Source organism: Pseudoalteromonas sp. SIMBA_162 (assembly GCF_046535955.1).
In the GTDB taxonomy this organism is placed as follows: Bacteria; Pseudomonadota; Gammaproteobacteria; order Enterobacterales; family Alteromonadaceae; genus Pseudoalteromonas; species Pseudoalteromonas marina.
Window position 1 is genome coordinate 1 of record NZ_JAWJBQ010001246.1, and the last position, 234, is coordinate 234.

1 protein-coding gene is annotated in these 234 nt (G+C 63.2%); it reads right to left on the reverse strand.

Annotated features, from left to right (window positions below; genetic code table 11):
- A partial coding sequence (locus R0J88_RS23615; RefSeq protein WP_410901403.1) for a hypothetical protein occupies positions 1-202 on the reverse strand: 202 nt, incomplete at its 3' end.
- Positions 203-234 lie beyond the last annotated feature (32 nt).

The following is a 234-nucleotide window of genomic DNA, read 5'->3' on the forward strand; positions in this document are numbered from 1 at the left end:
GGCGCACCGATGGCAGCAGGATATCGGAGTGCATCACCAGCTCGCGCACCAGTTCCTGCAGGCCCGGCACGCCCACCTCGGCATGCTTTCTGAGTGCCATGCGCGCGCAGGTGTCCGCGCAGGCATGCTCGGAAATCTGCACGCCCAGCGCCACCAGCCGCTCACGAAAGTCTTCGTGATCAATCAGCTCCACGATCATCATCGTCATTCTCCTTGCTCGCTGACGGCGGGCAT